Origin of the sequence: Streptomyces roseirectus, assembly GCF_014489635.1 — a bacterium.
GTDB lineage: Bacteria > Actinomycetota > Actinomycetes > Streptomycetales > Streptomycetaceae > Streptomyces > Streptomyces roseirectus.
The window spans coordinates 3,890,954-3,908,898 of record NZ_CP060828.1 but is presented as its reverse complement, the minus strand read 5'-3'; the positions used below and the strand labels follow the sequence as shown (position 1 = coordinate 3,908,898).

The window sequence follows — 17,945 nt, the reverse complement described above, 5'->3', positions numbered from 1 at the left end:
TGCTAGGCGGCCTCCAGATGTTCGGGACGGCAGTCGCGGCAGTGGGAACCCTGGGGGGCTCTGATCGCTCGGTCGCAGGATTCGCAGGGGGTTAGGGGGTGGGGGCGGGGTGGGAGTTCGGGGAGGGGTGGGGGGAGGTGTTCGGTGAGGCGGTGGGAGAGGAGGGCGGGGGCGTGGTGGAGGGGGGTGGGGAGGGTGGTGGTCAGGGCGGCGCGGATTGATTGGAGGGGGATGCCGCGTTCGAGCCAGGTGGCTACTGCCGGCGTGAGGGTGGCGATGTCTTTGCGGCGGAGGAGGAGGCGGGCGTCGGTCAGGTGGAGGGTGGTGAGGAGGGCTTCTGCCAACTCGCGGTGTTCGGGGTTGTCGTGGGTGGGGGTGGGGAGTGGGGGTTTGGGCGTGGGGAGGGGGAGAGGGGTGGGGGTGGGTGGGGGCGTGGAGGGGCCTTCGGTGGGGGTAGTTGGGGGCGTGGGGGGTTCTTCGGTGGGGGGCGGTGGCGGTGGGGGTGACGCCGGGGGTGGTGGGGGGTGGGGTGTGCCTGGGTTGTTGTAGGAGACCGTTCGGGTGACCACGTTGCCTGAGGGGAGGCGGGTGCGGATGCGGCGGAGGTAGCCGTGGGTTTCCAGTTCGCGGAGGGCGGTGGCGATGCGGACTTCGCCCTCGGGGAAGCGGTCGGCGAGGGTCTTGATGTCGACGCGGGTGCCGGTGGGGATGGACTGGATGTAGGTCGCGAGGCCGATGGCCGTGAGGCTGAGGTGGGTGTGCTGCGCGAGGTGGTTGCCGATGATCGTGAAGCAGTCGCGGTGGCGGACGGTGACGTGGGTGACGCCGCGCGGCGCGAAATCGGCGGGGAGGGGGAGGTGGGCGTGCGTGGGCACGCTAATGTTCTCTTCAACCATCGGGGAAGGTGCTGTCTTTCTTGGTGGCTAGGCCCTCGCTCGGGATCGGTAGTCCCGGCGGGGGCCGTTTACGTGTGTGCGCTGAGCGTAAAGCAGCTCTTGGGTGCGGAATCCATGCCTTCACGGGAAGTTCACAGAATTCGCGTTTGGGGGACGGAGGGGGTTTGGAGAGGTACTTTCTCCCCCGGTACTTACAGGTGGTTGACCTTGGGCGCGGCCGAACTCCCGGTCGTGAGGGGGTCGTTCGCCGACGCGTCGGTTTCCGCGTTCCGGTGGGGGGCGAGGGTGATCTCCGCCCACACCGTCTTCCTCGGGGTCGGGCCGAACTCGCGGACAGCCCTACCTTCCAGGTCGACCCCCTGACCTGGTCGGTTTTTCTTGCGCACGCTGCCTCTCGGTGAGCTGAACGCGTTCGTCTGCGGGGGGTGTGTTCAAACGCTCCCCCCGTCGCGTTCCCGGTGCCATCATGGGGTGCATGTCTGACGGGGATGCTGTTGCCGGATCGGGTGTGCGGGTTCGGGTGGACGGGAACCGGCGTGACGTCGGGGCGCTTAAGGCGTGGTTGGAGAGAGAGGAGCCGCTGAGGCGACTGGTGCTGGAGGGGGGGTTGAAGATCGAGGAGCGTTCCCGGGACAGTGCCGGGCGCGAACACATGGGGGTCGACGTCGAGTTGGTGATCCGGATCCTCGAAGGGGCCGTGACCACCGGGACGTTGCTGGGGTGGACCAAGCGGTCCGTGGACTCCTGGAAGGAGAACCGGCGACAGGTCGAGCGCGGAACCACCTTTCCTGATCCGCTCGTCGAGCCGTTGGATCCCGACCAGGACTAGCCGGTGAGCGGCTTCGACCCCCGCGACAGGGGGAATCGGGCGCTGATCGTCGGGGTCGACACGTACGACCACATCCGCACGGGCGGCGACGAGAACGGGGTGGCCGGGTCTCTGCCGGCCGTGAAGGACAACCGCGAACAGCTCGAAGACGTCCTGCGCCGCAGCGGGGTGTTCCCGCCGGACGGCGACTGCGTCCGCGTCAAGGACTCCCCCTCGCAGGACGAGTTCTCGGAGGCGCTGCGCAAGGTCACCCAGGACACGGAAGGGCTGCTGCTCTTCTACTTCGCCGGGCACGGCGTCGTGCCGGTGTACGAGAACGAACTCTTCCTCCAGATGCGCAACGCCCGTGTTCTCCCCGGCGACGCGTTCCCCGGTGCCGTTCGCTTCAGTGACGTCCTCGCCGAACTCGCCGCGAGCCGTGCCAAACGCGTGCTGGTGATCCTCGACTGCTGTTACGCGGGCAACGCGGCCAGCATCTGGTCTCGCCTCGACGATCACCGGCGACGCCGCGAGATCCTGCTCCTGATGAGCGTCCAGCCCAACCGCCTCCAGACCGACCGCCCCATCAACCCCGGCGGGCCGACGCCGTTCACCCATGAGCTGGTCCAAGTGCTGGGCGTGAACGGTGAGTTATGGCTGTCGGGCTTGTACGAGGAACTGAAGCGGCGGATGCGGGTCGCGAACGTCCCCCTGCCCGTCGGTAAGGACGTACAGGCGCCGCAGGCGGAGTGGGAGCAGGGGGAGGACGTGTTGTTGGGGGCGGCCGGGGTGCCGGGGCCCATGCCTCAGGAGGAGCCGGGGGGTCTGGAGAGGCCGGTGTACCGGGAGCCGGGGAAACGGGCCTTCTCCGTACGTCAGTTGGTCCGTCGCGTTACCCGGCTCTCCCTCACCCTCCTTCTCACCCTCGCCGCCACCGCGGCCGGTGCCTTCGCTCTCTTCGTGCTCGTCGGTGACGACCCCGCCTGCGCCCCGCCCCTGCACCTGCGTGTCCTCACCGATCCCGACCTCGAACCCGCCCTGACCGCCGCCGCGCACGCGTACACCGCGTCGGGCGCCAACTCCGAGGCGGGGTGCAGGAGTACCGGCATCGGGGTCTACAGCGCCCGCGCCGCCGATGTCGTCACCGCCCTGCGGCGCAGCACCGACCCCTGGCAGCGGCCGAAAGGCAACGAGGATCCTCAGCGTGACATCGGCCCTCAGCCGGACGTCTGGGTTCCTGCCACCCGTGCCGACATCGACCGCGTCACACTGGAGCAGGACGACCGGACGTTCGCCCATCTCGACCCCGCCGATGGGCCGTTGGCGTACTCGCCCGTCGTGCTCGCCACGCCCGCTACCGGATTCGACGCCCGTACCAGCAGCTCGCTTGTCCGGATGATCGGCGAGTCCGAGAGCCGGGGTGCCGAAGTCCGGCGTCCGGACCCGGAGTTCACCGACTCCGCGTTGCTCGCGACGCAGGGGCTGTACGCCGATTCCGGTGACGCTCGCGCCGGGGAACGGCTCGTCGCGGACTCCGGTCAACTCCCGCGTACCGCCGCCGAGTCGCTGTGTGCCGACACCGAGAGCGCCGTCCTCGTACCGGAGTTCGCCTTGCAGGGTGCGTGTCCTCAGGGGGTTTGGGTGCCGCGTACGGCTCTCTATCCGAACGACGTTCCCGGGCTCGCGCCCACCTTCGTGCGGGTGACGTGGGACGACGGGGATCGGGACGCGGCGGCGCGGGCTGCCGCCGTCAGCCGGTTCCGGAGTTGGTTGGGCGGTGCGGACGGGCGGGCGGTGCTCGGGGCGCATGGGTTCCGGTCGCCCGAGCCCGGGCATCGGCTTCTTGGTGCCGCGCCGCCGGGGGTGCTGCCTGAGCCCGGTGATCTGGGGCGGCTCGCGGAGGCGTCCGCGATGGGGTCCGCGCTCGATCGGTACCGCAATGCGCGTGGGCCTGGGCAGGTGTTGTTCCTGCTCGACAGTTCCGGGTCGATGGACAACCTCTGGCAGGGGGCGAGTGGCGGGCCCGGTCTTGTGCAGCAGTCGTTGGGTGGGCTCGGGGAGAAGGACACGTATGGGGTGTGGGCTGTTGCCGGGACCTCCGGGGCCAACCACGCCGAGGTATTGCCCTTCAAGCGGCACAAGCGCGGTGATGCCGAGAAGGCGTTGAGTGCCTTGCAGCGGGCGGGAGTTCGGGACGCGGAGGCGGATCCGCGCGGGGCGTTGCGGGATGCGCTCGCGTTCATGCGTCGGCAGGGGACCGACACTCAACTTCCCCAGCTCATCGTGTACTTGACCGACGACGAGGACAACAGTCGGCTTTCCGGGCGGGACTTGGACGATCTTCTCGGGATCGCCCGTGAGTCCGGGGTGCCGGTGACGATGGTGTCGTTGGCGACCGGGGGGTGTGAGGCGGGACGGGCCGACGCTCTCATCTCCGTTGCCTCCGAGGGGCGTTGTCTGGATCCGGGGGACGATCTCGCGGCGGCGCTGCGGGACGAGGTCGGGCGTACGGGAACAGGGGAGGAGTGATGGGGGGTCGTGGTCGTGGTGAGGGGCGGTGGCGCGTCCCACCTCGCGTGCCTCGTTCTGTCCGGCCCCTTCTCGCCGGCTTCCTCGCGTTCGCCGCTCTCGCCGCCTGTACCGAATCGGCTCCTCCTGCCGGGCCCGTCGATCCGGAGCCCGACACGATCGTCGTCGCCAGTGGGCGGGACGTCACCGATGGGATCCGGCAGCGGCTGATCGACGCGTGGAACGCGCGGCAGGGGGCGGGTGGGGTCAAGGCGCGGCTCGTCGAGCTGCCGGGGTCGGCGGATCAGCAACGTAGCCAGTTGTTGGGGGCGTTGCAGTCGGGGAGCGCTCATTACGACGTCGTCAATCTCGATGTCACCTGGGTGCCGGAGTTCGCCGCTGCCGGGCTTGTGCGGCGGTTGCCGGAGGAGGCCGTGAGTGAGGCCGGTGATCTGATCGGGACCGTCGACGGGACGTCGTTCTGGGGTGGGGAGCGGTATGCGGTGCCGTTCAACAGTGATGTCGGGCTGCTGTATTACCGGCGGGACCAGGTGGGGGAGCTCAAGGCCGGGGCCGGGTGGGGCTGGGACGAGTTGGCCGCCGTGATCGATGGGCTGAGTCGGAAGAGTCCGCCGGGGTGGAAGGCCGGGTGGACGACTCAACTCGCGCCGTACGAAGGGCGGACCGTCAACGCGGTCGAGGCGTTCGCCTCCGCCGTCGAGGGGTTGCGGATCACCGACGAACGGGGGAGGTATCAGGCCACGGAGGAGCAACTGGCGTCCGGTGTCGCGGAGTTGCGCAGGCGGACGACGTCCGCGTATGTCCTCGGGGACGCGTACACCTCCAACGAGGACGACTCGCTCAGTGACTTCACGCAGGGGCGGACCTCGTTCCTGCGCAACTGGCCTTACGCGTATCCCTCGTTGCGCTCGGCGTTCAAGGACGACCTCGGGGTGGCGCCGTTGCCCGGCAAGGCGGTGCTGGGTGGGCAGAACCTCGCGATGACGCGTTCCGTGTCCGAGGAGAAGGCCGACAAGACCGTCGAGTTGATCCGTTTCCTCACCGACGCCGACAGTGAACGCTGTCTGCTCCAGGCGGGATTCGCCGCGACCCGGGAATCCGCCTACGGGGAGGCGGCCCGCTGTACTCACGTCGCTCCGTCCGCCGGGCGGCACACCGCGGAGAGTGCCGTCCCGTGGACCGCCGATCAGGTTCGCTTCAGCCGGGACATCCTCCTGCCCGCTCTCCGCACCGCCGTCCAGCGGCCCCGCACTCCGCTCTACGGCGCGGTCACCCAGACCCTTATTGACAAACTCTCCCCTCTTTTCGACCCGCGCGCCGATCCGTCCGGGGTGGCGGAGGCGTTGCACGAGGCGCTGGGGGAGGAGCTGCCCTGAGCTGGGGTGAGGTCAGGGGTGCGAGAAGCAGCAGTAGGGGTGGCGCGAGTTTGCGGGGCACTGGATGCTTGTGTCCCGTTTAAGGGGTGGGTGGATCCTGTCGGTTGGGCGGTTACTTTCCGTAGGGATCGCCGGAGGTTCGGCGGATCTCATTACGCGACGCATACGCATTGTTAACTCCGGTGTCGTCCGGGGCGTGCGGGTGGCTGGGGCGCGCATGGGGCGATGGGGTGATTTCGGCGGGTTTCCCAGTTGGCTGGATTGATACTTCTCATCGTGTGGGTGGTCTGGCAAGGGGTTGGGCGGGTCGGGGGCGGTGGATCCCCAGGAGCGCTGGTTGCGGGGTTGCAGGTGCGCATCGGTGGACCGGCTACTTCCAGCCCAAACGCCTTTATCCAGCCGATCTCTTTAGGGTGTGTCCGGTGGCGCCGGCCCGTATGTGCTCAGTAATCGCGGCGGTGAGTTTGATTGCGTGAGCAGTGAAAGTTGTTCGTTGACCCCTCCCAGAGGCCGCTGTTAGGGTGTGTGTGCAAAGCGGCAGGGCAGATTTGAATCCGGGGGTTGTTTTGTCGATTGACACGTATTCGCTTTACGTCGACCTGATAAAGAAGGTCCTCTCCAACACGATCTATGAGGACCGTCCGACTTTCCCGTACGGGATGAACGTTCTCGACAAGACCCAAGCGGATACGATGCGGCCGGATGCGGAAGGCTCCGCCGAAAAGCGTGGGACTTTCGACGTCGACCATCGTGAAGCCGGCCTTGACGTTCCGTCGGTCGCGCACACGATGATCGGCCGACGCCGCCTGGACAATATTCAGGAGTGCGTGGAGCAGGTCCTGCGCGACAGCGTGCCCGGCGACTTCATCGAGACCGGTGTGTGGCGCGGTGGCGCCTGCATCCTGATGCGCGCGCTGCTCAAGGCCCACGGCGTCGAGGACCGCAACGTCTGGCTCGCCGACTCGTTCACCGGCGTCCCGGTGACCTCCGAGGAGAGCCACCCGCTCGACCAGGACATGCAGTTCCACAACCTGAACTGGGTGCTGGGCTGCTCCGAGGAGCAGGTGCGGGAGAACTTCACCCGCTACGGCCTCCTCGACGACCTGGTCAAGTTCCTGCCCGGCATGTTCGCCGACACCCTGCCGACCGCGCCCATCGACAAGCTCGCCATCCTGCGGATGGACGGCGACCTGTACGAGTCGACCATGGACGCGCTGGTCAACCTCTACCCCAAGCTCTCCGTCGGCGGTTTCGCGATCATCGACGACTACGCGATCCCGGCATGCAAGCAGGCCGTCCACGACTACCGCGACAAGCACGGTATCGAGGAGCCGATCGAGACCGTGGACGTCACCGGCGTCTACTGGCGCCGCAAGCACTGACCGCACGACCCTGACGGGGCAGATCTGCGCCTGTCCGCATCGATCTGCCCGGAATCGCCCCGACCCGCGTCGACCGCGTGGGGCCCGTGTGCGCGGCACCCCGCTGCCCGCACAGCGTACGTTTCTTGTTGAACACAACATCTTCCGTTCCTGCCCTCGGTGATTCAGACGGCAGGGAATGTCCTGTCGCCGTGCTCAGAGTCGAGTCGGCGCTTCCAAAGCCTAGTGGAACCGCGAGTACGCGGATGTTCGCCCCGTTCCCGGACGTATTCCGGGTTTTACGAGGGTGCCGCTAGGCGTGCTGTCCGCCATTAATACCGTGATTCTTTACGCGTGCTTCGGGGGAGGTGTGCAATGAAACGCAATATTGGCGATCTCGCTGTGTTCGGCGGCTCTTCGGCGTTCCTGCAGCCACTTTATGTGGGGCGACCCAACATAGGTGACCGAACTCGATTCTTCGATCGCGTGAATTGGGCGCTCGATCATCAGTGGCTGACCAACGGCGGTCCGCTGGCACGCGAGTTCGAGGGCCGGGTGGCGGAACTCGCCGGTGTGCGGTACTGCGTGTCCACCTGCAACGCGACCGTCGCTCTGCAACTCCTCGCCCGCGCAACGGACTTGACCGGCGAGATCATCATGCCGTCGCTGACCTTCGCCGCGACCGCGCACGCGTTCCGCTGGCTGGGCCTGACCCCGGTCTTCTGCGACATCGACCCGGTCACCGGCTGCCTGGACCCCGCCCTGGTCGAAGCGGCGATCACCCCGCAGACCAGCGCGATCGTCCCCGTCCACCTGTGGGGCCGGCCGAGCGCGGTCGACCAGCTCGCCAAGGTCGCGGCCGAACACGGCGTCAAGCTCCTGTACGACGCCTCGCACGGGCTGGGCTGCACGTCGGACGGGCGGCCGATCGGCGGGTTCGGGCAGGCCGAGGTGTTCAGCTTCCACGCCACCAAGGTCGTCAACGCGTTCGAGGGCGGCGCGGTCGTCACCGACGACGAGGAACTGGCCAAGCGGATCCGCTCCATGCACAACTTCGGCTTCAACCAGGGGCGGGTCTCCACGGAGGCGGGCACCAACGGGAAGATGACCGAAGCCGCCGCCGCGATGGGCCTGACCTCGCTCGACGCCTTCGACGAAACGGTTCGGCACAACGAGGCCAACTATGAGATCTACCGGTCCGAGCTGGCCGGGGTCGCCGGGCTGAAGGTCGTCGAGTTCGACCGGGCCGAGCGCAACAACTTCCACTACCTGATCGTCGAGGTCGACGCCGCCGTCACCGGCCTGCACCGCGACCTCCTGGGCGACGTCCTCCGGGCGGAGAACGTGGTGTGCCAGCGGTACTTCTCCCCCGGCGTCCACGAGATGGAGCCCTACCGCTCGGAACGGCCGGTCACCCTGCCGCACACCGAACGGCTCGCGCAGAAGGTGCTCGCCCTGCCCACCGGCCCCACCGTCTCCCGCGAGGACATCCGGCGGGTCTGCGACGTCGTGCGGCTCAGCGTGCAGCGCGGCCACGAAGTGACCCGCAGGGCGGACGACCGGGCGAAGACCATGGCCGGCGCCCAAGGCAAGGGGAAGTAGATGACCACCGGCAGCGTGCCAGCGACCACCCCGGACGCCGATGACATCGCCGTCATCGGGCTGTCCTGCCGACTGCCGGGCGCGGCCGACCCGGAGGCGTTCTGGCGGCTGCTCACCAGCGGCCAGAACGCCGTCACCACGTCGGCCGACCGCTGGGACACGGCCGCCGCGACGGCGGAACCCGCCGTCCGGTTCGGCGCGTTCCTCGACCGGGTCGACACCTTCGACGCCGCCTTCTTCGGTATCTCTCCACGTGAAACCGAAGCCATGGACCCCCAGCAGCGGCTCATGCTGGAACTCGGCTGGGAAGTCCTCGAAGACGCCGGAGTCGTACCGGCCACCCTCCGGGGCACCCGGCTCGGCGTCTTCGTCGGCGCGGCCTCCGACGACTACGCCAAACTCCTGCACGGCGGCGGCGCCGGACACATCGACCAGCACACCCTGACCGGCTCGCACCGCAGCGCCATCGCCAACCGGCTCTCCTACTTCCTCGGCGTGCACGGCCCGAGCATGGTCGTGGACACCGCCCAGTCCTCCGCGCTGGTCGCCGTCCACCTCGCCTGCGAGAGCCTGCGCCGAGGCGAGTCCACCCTGGCGCTCGCCGCCGGCGTCAACCTCAACCTGGCCCCCGAAACCGCCCTCGGCGCCGCCCGGTTCGGCGGCCTGTCACCCGACGGGCGCAGCTTCACCTTCGACGAGCGCGCCAACGGGTACGTGCGTGGTGAGGGTGGCGGGGCGGTGCTGCTCAAGCCGCTCGCCGCGGCCGTCGCCGACGGTGACCCGGTGTACTGCGTCATCCGTGGCAGCGCCATCAACAACGACGGTGGGACCGAGAGCCTGACCGTGCCCAGCCCCGCCGCCCAGGAGGCGGTGCTGCGTGAGGCGTGCCGTCGTGCTGCGGTCAACCCGGCGGACGTGCAGTACGTGGAGCTGCACGGGACCGGGACGCGGGTCGGCGATCCCATCGAGGCGGAGGCGCTGGGGGCGGTGTTCGGGGCCGGGCGGGACGCCGGGCAACCGCTGTTCGTGGGGTCCGCCAAGACCAACGTCGGGCATCTGGAGGGGGCCGCGGGCATTGTCGGCCTCATCAAGGCCGTCCTCAGTGTGGCGCGGCGGGAGCTGCCGCCCAGTCTCAACTTCCGGCAGGCCAATCCGCGTATTCCGCTGGGGGAGTTGAACCTCGCGGTGCGGACCGAGGCGGGGGCCTGGCCGGTGCCGGATCGGCGGTTGGTCGCTGGGGTCAGCTCCTTCGGGATGGGCGGGACCAACTGCCACGTCCTGCTTGCGGAGTGGGAGTCTGGGGCTGTTCAGGTCGGTGAGCCCGTCGAGTCCGCTCGTTCCGTGGTGCCGTGGGTGTTGTCGGCGCGAACCGAACCCGCGCTGCGGGGGCAGGCGCAGCGGCTGCTCGCTCACCTCGACGCCGTTCCCGGGGCTCAGCCGGTCGATATCGCCCACACGCTGGCGACCGCGCGGACCGCCTTCGAGCATCGCGCCGTTCTGGTCGGTACGGATCTCGCGGACCTGCGCGCCGGGCTTGCCGCGCTGGCCGAGGGGCGGCCGGCCGGCGGGGTGCTTCAGGGCAAGGCCGCCGACGTTCCCGTCGCCTTTCTGTTCAGTGGGCAGGGGTCCCAGCGGGCGGGCATGGGGCGTGAGCTTCATGCCGAACTGCCGGAGTTCGCCGAAGCCTTCGATGAGGTCTGCGCCGCGCTCGACGTTCACCTGGATCGTCCTCTGAAGCAGCTTGTGTTCGAGGGGGACGCGGAACTTCTTGATCAGACCGGTTACGCGCAGCCCGCGCTGTTCGCCATCGAGGTGGCGCTGTTTCGGGTGTTCGAGCGGTGGGGTGTGCGGCCTGACGCTGTTGCCGGGCACTCCATCGGGGAACTGGCCGCCGCGCATGTCGCCGGAGTGCTGGATCTGGCGGATGCCGCTGCTCTTGTCGCCGCTCGGGCTCGGTTGATGCAGGCGCTGCCCGCCGACGGGGCGATGGTCGCTGTCGAGGCGTCCGAGGGGGAGGTTCGGGGGCTGCTGACGGACGGGGTGGACATCGCCGCTGTCAACGGGCCCACCTCCACTGTGCTTTCCGGTGACACCGATGCCGTTCTGGAGGTCGCCGCGCGACTGGCCGCACAGGGGCGTCGGACCAAGCGGCTGCGGGTCAGCCATGCGTTCCACTCGGCGTTGATGGATGGCATGTTGGCGGAGTTTCGGCGGGTGGCCGAGACGCTTGCCTTCCATGAACCGCGGCTTTCGGTGATCTCCAATGTCACCGGACGGCCTGCTCGGGAGGGGGAGCTGACCTCTCCCGAGTACTGGGTTCGGCATGTCCGGGAGACCGTTCGGTTCCTTGATGGGGTTCGTCATCTCGCGGAGCGGGACGGTGCGCTCCTGGTCGAGCTGGGGCCGGACGGGGTGCTCGCGGGGATGGCCAGGGAGTGTGCGCCTGGGGCCGTCTGTGTGGCCGCGCTTCGTGCTGATCGGGGCGAGGCTGTTGCGGTTGCCGCTGCGGTTGGGGCGCTGCATGTCAGCGGGCGGTCGCCGGACTGGGGGGCTGTGTTCGCGGGGGTGGGGGCTCGGCGGGCGTCGGTGCCTACCTATGCGTTTCAGCGGCGTCGGTACTGGGCGGAGCTGACGGCGGGGGGCGCTTCGGCCGGCTCTTCGACGCCGGGGGACCACCTGCTTGCGGAGGAGCAGGAGAGCGCGCCTTCGCGTTGGGGTGTCGATCGGCTGCCGGCGCATGAGCGGCCCCGGGCGGTGCTGGAGTTGGTGCGCAGTCGGATCGCCGTTGTTCTCGGGCACGGTGGTGGCGACGAGGTCGAGGTCGATCGGCAGTTCCGGGATCTTGGGTTCACCTCGCTGACGTCCGTCGAGCTGTGTGATCAGCTCAGTGCGGCTACTGGGCTGGCGCTCAGTCCTACCCTGCTGTTCGACTACCCCACTCCGCTTGCTGTCGCCGAGCGGCTGGTGGCTGAGCTGTCCGGTGTCGAGAGCGGTGGCGACGAGGTCGCGGCGGTCGCCGTTGATGAGCCGGTGGCGATCGTGGGGATGGCCTGTCGTTTTCCCGGGGGCGTCAGCTCGCCTGAGGATCTGTGGCGGCTTGTTGTCTCCGGTGGGGACGGGATCACCGAGTTCCCTACCGATCGTGGGTGGGACATCGAGGCGCTGTACGACCCGGATCCTGAGCGGCCGGGGACCAGTTACACCCGGTTCGGCGGGTTTCTGCACGATGCCGGTGAGTTCGATCCGGCGTTCTTCGGGATCTCGCCGCGGGAGGCCGCGGCGATGGATCCGCAGCAGCGGCTGCTTCTTGAGACCTCGTGGGAGGCGTTGGAGCGGGCCGGGGTTGATCCGGGGTCGGTGCGGGGTGGGCGGGCCGGGGTGTTCGTCGGTGCCATGTCTCAGGAGTACGGGCCTCGGCTGTACGAAGGCGCCGACGGGTATGACGGGTACCTCCTCACCGGGAACACCGCGAGCGTTGCCTCTGGGCGGGTTGCCTACACGCTCGGGCTTGAGGGGCCTGCGGTGACCGTGGATACGGCGTGTTCTTCGTCGCTGGTCGCCCTGCATCTTGCGGTGCAGTCGTTGCGGCAGGGGGAGTGCACGTTCGCGCTCGCCGGTGGGGCGGCGGTCATGTCCGGGCCCGGGATGTTCGTGGAGTTCAGCCGGCAGCGGGGGCTTGCTGTCGATGGGCGGTGCAAGGCGTTCTCGGACTCGGCTGATGGGACGGCCTGGGCCGAGGGTGTGGGGATGTTGGCGTTGGAGCGGTTGTCGGATGCGCGGCGTCATGGGCATCCCGTGTTGGCGGTGGTGCGGGGGTCTGCGGTCAATCAGGACGGGGCGTCCAATGGGTTGACGGCGCCCAACGGGCCTTCGCAGCAGCGGGTGATTCGGCAGGCGCTCGCTAACGCCGGGCTCGGGGCTGCGGATGTTGATGTTGTTGAGGCGCACGGGACCGGGACCAGTCTTGGGGATCCGATCGAGGCGCAGGCGATTCTTGCGACGTATGGGCAGGGGCGGGCTGCTGAACGGCCGTTGTGGCTTGGGTCGTTGAAGTCCAACATCGGGCATGCGCAGGCTGCTGCGGGTGTTGGTGGCGTGATCAAGATGGCTATGGCTATGCGGTATGGGGTCATGCCGAAGACGCTGCATGTGGATGAGCCGTCGTCCAAGGTGGATTGGGCGGCTGGTGCGGTGTCGTTGTTGACGGAGCAGGTGGAGTGGGAGCGGGGGGAGGGGCAGGGGCCTCGGCGGGCGGCTGTGTCGTCGTTCGGGATCAGTGGGACCAATGCGCACGTGATCCTTGAGGAGGCGCCGGCGGTTGAGGAGGAGGCGGCTTCTGAGGGGCCGGCTGAGCCGGTGGGGGCCGTGCCGTGGGTGTTGTCGGCCAAGAGCGAGGCCGGGCTGCGGGCGCAGGCGGCGAACCTGTTGTCGTTCGTCGATGCGGCGTCTGGGTTGAGTGCGGTTGATGTGGGGTTTTCGCTGGCTGCTGGTCGGGCTGTTTTTGAGCATCGGGCGGCGGTGGTGGGGGGTGATGTGGTTGCCCGTCGTGCGGGTTTGGTGGCGCTTGCGGAGGGGACGTCGGCTCCTGGTCTGGTGCAGGGGGTTGTGGGCGGTCGCAAGGTCGTCTTCGTGTTCCCGGGGCAGGGGTCGCAGTGGGTGGGGATGGCGGTGGAGCTGCTGGGTTCGTCGCCGGTGTTCGCGGAGTCGATGCGGGCTTGTGCGGAGGCGCTTGAGCCGCATGTGGAGTGGTCGCTGCTGGATGTGCTGGGTGACGCCGCCGCGTTGGAGCGGGTCGACGTCGTGCAGCCCGTGTTGTTCTCCGTGATGGTGTCGCTGGCTGCGCTGTGGCGCTCGTACGGTGTGGAGCCTGCTGCGGTCATCGGGCACTCGCAGGGTGAGATCGCGGCTGCGGCCGTGGCGGGCGGGCTCTCGCTGGAAGATGCGGCGCGGGTGGTGGCGTTGCGGAGCAAGGCGCTGTTGGCTCTGTCGGGCCGGGGCGGGATGGTGTCCGTTTCGCTGCCGGTGGATGCCGTGGAGGAGCGGCTGGTCCGTTGGGGCGGTCGTGTCTCGGTCGCCGCTGTGAACGGCCCGGGGTCGATCGTCGTCTCCGGTGACGTCGACGCTCTCGACGAACTGCTGGCCCAGGCCGAGGCGGACGGGTTCCGGGCTCGGCGGATCCCGGTGGACTACGCCTCCCACTCCGCGCATGTCGAGGAGATCGAGGGCGAGTTGGCGAAGGTTCTCGCCGGTATCACCCCGCGTCCGTCGCAGGTCCCCTTCTACTCGACCGTCACCGTCGAGGCGATTGACACGAGTGTCCTGGACGCCGGGTACTGGTATCGGAACCTGCGGCAGACGGTTCGTTTCGAGGAGACCGTGCGGCTGCTGGTCGAGCAGGGGCACCGTCTCTTCGTCGAGTCCAGCGCCCACCCGGTGCTGGCCATGGCTGTTCAGGAGACGTCCGAGCAGGTGACGGCGATCGGCTCGCTGCGTCGAGACGAGGGCGGCCTGGAGCGGTTCCTGTTGTCGCTGGCCGAGGCTCATGTGCACGGCGCCGTCGTCGACTGGGCGGCCGTCTTCCCCGGGGCCCGTCTCACCGACCTCCCCACCTACCCCTTCCAACGTCAGCGCTACTGGCTGGAGTCCCGGCGTTCGCAGGTCGGGGACGTCGCGGCGGTCGGGGTGCGGGAGGCGGGGCATCCGTTGTTGGGGGCGGCGGTGGAGTTGCCGGAGTCCGGGGGTGTGGTGTTGACCGGGCTGTTGTCGCTGGCGACGCATCCGTGGTTGGCCGATCACGGGGTGCGGGAGTCGGTGTTGTTGCCGGGGACGGCGTTCCTGGAGATGGCCGTTCGCGCCGGGGACCAGGTGGGGTGCGATCGGGTGGTGGAGTTGACGCTTGAGGCGCCGTTGGTGCTGCCGGAGCGTGGTGGGGTTGTGCTGCGGGTGTCGGTGGGGGCCGAGGACGGGGCCGGTGTTCGTTCGCTGGCCGTGCATGCTCGGGGGGACTCGGAGGATGCCGAGTGGGTTCGGCATGCCACCGGTGTGCTGGGCAGTGGCTCGGGTGACGCCTTCGATCTGAGCGTCTGGCCGCCTGCGGGTGCCGTCGAGGTGGACTGGGACGGTGGTTACGACCGGTGGACGGAGCTCGGGTATCGCTACGGGCCCGCGTTCCAGGGGCTGAAGTCCTGGTGGCGGTCCGGCGAGGACGTGTTCGCCGAGGTCGAGCTGGCTCCGGAACTCGTGCCGGATGCCGAGCGGTTCGGGGTGCATCCCGCGCTGTTGGATGCCGCTCTGCACGCTGTGGTGGGTGAAGGGCCGGAGTGCCGGCTGCCGTTCGTCTGGGGTGGGGTCACCTTGCAGGCGACCGGGGCCACGAAGGCGCGCGTCATGCTGTCGCCCGCCGGGCCGGACGCGGTCTCGTTGCGGCTGGCCGATGTGACCGGGCGTCCGGTGGCGTCGGTGGAGTCCCTGGCGTTGCGGCCCATGGCGGGCGAACAGGTGCGGGCGGGGGTGCCGCAGGCTCTGTTCCGGGTGGACTGGAGTGAGGTGACGCTGCCGTCCGACACCGTGGAACCGCGTGGGGTCTGGGCGTTGGTCGGGGGCGACGAGTTCAAGCTCGGCGTGGCGCTGGGTGGGCTGGACACCTTCGGTGACCTCGACTCTCTTCCCCGGGATCCGGCTCCTGACGTGGTGCTCGTGGCCTGCGCCGATGAGGTCGGGCTGCCCGTCGCTGAAGCGGCCCATCGGGCTACGGCGCGTGCGCTCGAACTCGTCCAAGGGTGGCTGGCCGATGAGCGGTTCGGCTCGTCCCGGCTGGTTCTCGTCACCCGGGGCGCGGTGGCCGCCGAGCCCGGCAAGGGTGTGGTCGATCTGGCCGATGCCCCGGTGTGGGGGCTGGTTCGGTCGGCGCAGGCGGAGAATCCCGGGCGGTTCGTGCTCGTCGACGTCGACGACCATGACGCGTCGGCCGTTCTGCCCGCCGTGCTCGCCGGTGACGAACCCCAGCTCGCGGTGCGGGAAGGCGTCGTCTACGTGCCACGGCTGGTCCGGCCCGCCGCGCACGAGACGCTGACCCCGCCGCAGGGTTCGGCCACCTGGCGACTGGACGTCACCGAGAAGGGCACCCTGGAGAACCTGGCCCTGGTCGACCTGCCCGAGGCGGCGCGGCCCCTCGCGGCCGGCGAAGTGCGGGTCGGTATTCGCGCGGCCGGTGTGAACTTCCGTGACGTGGTGCTCGCCCTCGGCATGGTGCCCGATCAGGAAGTGCTGGGCAGTGAGGGCGCGGGTGTTGTGCTGGAGGTCGGGCCGGGGGTCACCGGGTTCGCTCCCGGCGACACCGTGATGGGTCTGTTCACCGGTGCGTTCGGGCCCGTCGCGATCACCGACCGGCGGCTCCTGGTCAGGATGCCGCAGGGCTGGTCCTTCACCGAGGCCGCCTCGGTGCCCGTCGTCTTCCTCACCGCCTACCACGCCCTGCGGCACGACGCCCGGTTGCGTGCGGGGGAGTCCGTGCTGATCCATGCCGCCGCCGGTGGTGTGGGGATGGCCGCGGTGCAGTTGGCGCGGCACTGGGGTGCCGAGGTGTTCGGTACCGCCAGTCCCGGTAAGTGGGACGTGTTGCGCTCGCTCGGCCTGGACGACGATCACATCGCCTCGTCCCGCACCCTCGACTTCGCCGACGCCTTCTCCTCGGGCCTGGATGTTGTGCTGAACTCGCTGGTCCGGGAGTTCGTGGACACCTCGCTGCGGCTGCTGCGGGACGGCGGACGGTTCGTCGAGATCGGCAAGACCGACATCCGTGACGCCGGGCAGGTCGCCGCCGAGTATCCCGGCGTCACCTACCGCGTCTACGACCTGCTCACCACCGATCCCGACCTCGTCGCCGAGATGCTGGGTGAGTTGGTCGAGCTGTTCGGGTCTGGTGTGTTGCGGCCGTTGCCGGTGCGTGGGTGGGATGTGCGGCGGGCTCCGGAGGCGTTGCGGTTCCTGAGTCAGGCGCGGCATGTGGGGAAGCTGGTGCTGACGGTGCCGCGTGCGCTGGATTCGGCGGGGACCGCGTTGGTCACTGGTGCGACTGGTGTGCTGGGTGGGGTGGTGGCCCGGCATCTGGTCGTCGAGCATGGTGTGCGGCATCTGGTGCTGGCCGGCCGTCGGGGCTTGGACGCGCCCGGTGCGGCTGAACTGCGCGATGAACTGACCGAGTTGGGCGCGACGGTCACGGTTGCCGCGTGTGACGCGGCCGACCGGGATCAGCTTGCCGCGCTGCTCGCCGAGATTCCGGCGGAGCACCCGCTGACTGCGGTGGTCCACGCCGCCGGTGTTCTCGACGACGGTGTCGTGGGGTCGTTGACCCCGGAGCGGCTGGGCGCGGTGTTGCGTCCGAAGGTGGATGCGGCCTGGCACCTGCATGAGTTGACGGCGGGGCTTGATCTGGCGCTGTTCGTGTTGTTCTCGTCGGTGTCGGGGACCTTGGGTGGTGCTGGGCAGGCGAACTACGCGGCGGCGAACGTGTTCCTGGACGGACTTGCCGCGCACCGGCGGTCGTTGGGGCTGCCGGGGGTGTCGCTTGCCTGGGGGCTCTGGGCCGAGGCGAGTGGGATGACCGGGCACATGGACGGCGTCGACGTGCGCCGGATGTCGCGCATGGGCGTGGGTGCGCTGTCCGTGGACGAGGGGCTTGCCCTGTTCGACGCGGCGGTCTACCGGCCCGAGGCGACGGTCGTTCCGATGCGGCTGGACACGCGGGCCCTGCGGGCGCAGGAGCGGGTTCCCGCGCTGCTGAGCGGGCTCGTCCGTGGCACCACCACCCGGCGTGCCGCCGCCGTCGCGGCGCAGTCGGTGGACGCTCCCTCGCTGGCCGGGCGGCTGGCCGGGCTTTCCGAAGCGGACCGGAACCAGTTGGTTCTGGACGTGGTGCGTGAGCACACCGCCACCGTGCTCGGGCACGGCGCCGCCTCCTCGGTGGAGGCCGGGCAGACGTTCAAGAAACTGGGCTTCGACTCGCTCACCGCCGTCGAGCTGCGCAACCGGCTCAACACGGCTACCGGACTGCGGCTGCGCGCCACCCTGGTGTTCGACCACCCCACCCCGGCCGAACTCGCCGCCCACCTGCGCGCCGAACTGCTCCCCGACGAGGCGCCGGCGGCCACCTCCGTGCTGACGGAGCTGGACCAGCTCGAACGCAGCTTCGCCGCGCTGGCCCCGGACGACGGCCTCCGCGCCGAAGTACGGGCCCGGCTCCAGGGGCTGCTGGCGGACGGCACCACGGACGGCACCGGGGACGCGGGCGTCGAGACCCGGCTGGAGTCGGCGACCACCGACGAACTCTTCGACTTCATCGACAGCGAACTGGGGATGTCATGACCGGCTACCG

General features: G+C 69.3%; 8 protein-coding genes. 6 read left to right on the top strand and 2 right to left on the bottom strand.

Features of this window, described 5'->3' with window-relative positions:
• Positions 1-2 precede the first annotated feature (2 nt).
• On the bottom strand, positions 3-875 hold the full coding sequence (locus IAG44_RS16050; RefSeq protein ID WP_246561775.1) for a helix-turn-helix domain-containing protein: 873 nt from the start codon (positions 873-875) through the stop codon (positions 3-5).
• Positions 876-1,087: 212 nt separating this feature from the next.
• On the bottom strand, positions 1,088-1,282 hold the full coding sequence (locus tag IAG44_RS16045) for a hypothetical protein (protein WP_187747786.1): 195 nt from the start codon (positions 1,280-1,282) through the stop codon (positions 1,088-1,090).
• An 89-nt stretch (positions 1,283-1,371) separates the two neighbouring features.
• Between IAG44_RS16045 and IAG44_RS16040 the strand changes: the two genes are divergently transcribed.
• The 6 genes from IAG44_RS16040 (at position 1,372) to IAG44_RS16015 (ending at position 17,935) form a co-directional block, all read left to right on the top strand.
• Entirely contained in the window at positions 1,372-1,725 is a 354-nt protein-coding gene (locus tag IAG44_RS16040; protein WP_187747785.1) for a hypothetical protein, read from the top strand.
• A 3-nt stretch (positions 1,726-1,728) separates the two neighbouring features.
• Entirely contained in the window at positions 1,729-4,233 is a 2,505-nt protein-coding gene (locus IAG44_RS16035) for a caspase family protein (RefSeq protein ID WP_187747784.1), read from the top strand.
• 47 nt (positions 4,234-4,280) lie between these two features.
• The gene (locus IAG44_RS16030; protein ID WP_246561773.1) at positions 4,281-5,609 is read left to right on the top strand and encodes an extracellular solute-binding protein; all 1,329 of its coding nucleotides are present in this window, start codon (positions 4,281-4,283) and stop codon (positions 5,607-5,609) included.
• 521 nt (positions 5,610-6,130) lie between these two features.
• Entirely contained in the window at positions 6,131-6,991 is an 861-nt protein-coding gene (locus IAG44_RS16025; RefSeq protein WP_343075737.1) for a TylF/MycF family methyltransferase, read from the top strand.
• Between the two features lie 354 nt (positions 6,992-7,345).
• Entirely contained in the window at positions 7,346-8,572 is a 1,227-nt protein-coding gene (locus IAG44_RS16020) for a dTDP-4-dehydro-6-deoxyglucose aminotransferase (protein ID WP_187747782.1), read from the top strand.
• Positions 8,573-17,935 carry a type I polyketide synthase gene (locus IAG44_RS16015; protein WP_187747781.1) on the top strand — a complete coding sequence of 3,121 codons (9,363 nt, stop codon included), beginning with the start codon at positions 8,573-8,575 and terminating at the stop codon, positions 17,933-17,935.
• Positions 17,936-17,945 lie beyond the last annotated feature (10 nt).

What these genes read in the sequence shown, in the direction of transcription:
- IAG44_RS16040 (WP_187747785.1), top strand. Translation starts at nt 1,372, where the DNA reads ATGTCTGACGGGGATGCTGTTGCCGGATCGGGTGTGCGGGTTCGGGTG.
- IAG44_RS16020 (WP_187747782.1), top strand. Translation starts at nt 7,346, where the DNA reads ATGAAACGCAATATTGGCGATCTCGCTGTGTTCGGCGGCTCTTCGGCG.
- IAG44_RS16015 (WP_187747781.1), top strand. Translation starts at nt 8,573, where the DNA reads ATGACCACCGGCAGCGTGCCAGCGACCACCCCGGACGCCGATGACATC.